The organism is Streptomyces sudanensis, assembly GCF_023614315.1.
GTDB classification, from domain to species: Bacteria; Actinomycetota; Actinomycetes; order Streptomycetales; family Streptomycetaceae; genus Streptomyces; species Streptomyces sudanensis.
Map to the genome: position 1 here is coordinate 1,492,766 of NZ_CP095474.1, position 271 is coordinate 1,493,036.

The 271-nt window shown below is 66.3% G+C and carries 1 pseudogene; it reads right to left on the minus strand.

Going from position 1 to position 271, the window contains the following annotated elements:
- Positions 1–22: 22 nt before the first annotated feature.
- Positions 23–271 (minus strand): annotated as a pseudogene (locus tag MW084_RS24515) (aminopeptidase N); the annotation flags it as partial.

The window sequence follows — 271 nt, forward strand, 5'->3', positions numbered from 1 at the left end:
CGGTGGCGCTGGGGTCGCGTGNGAGTTCGGTGGTGATGGTGGTTTCGTCGGTGGCGCCGAGGGTGGCGAGGCGGTGGAGGATGTGCCAGCGGAGTTCGGGGTCGAGGTGGGGGCCGCCGGGGATGGTGTTGTGGTCGAGCCAGTTGTGGAGGGTGGGGGTGTGGTTGGTGCAGTTGATGTGGTGGCGTAGGGCGGTGAGGCGGAGGTCGGGGTTTTTGTCGTTGTCGGTGTGGTGGATGAGGTTGTGGGTGAGGTTGCTGAGGGTGGTGAG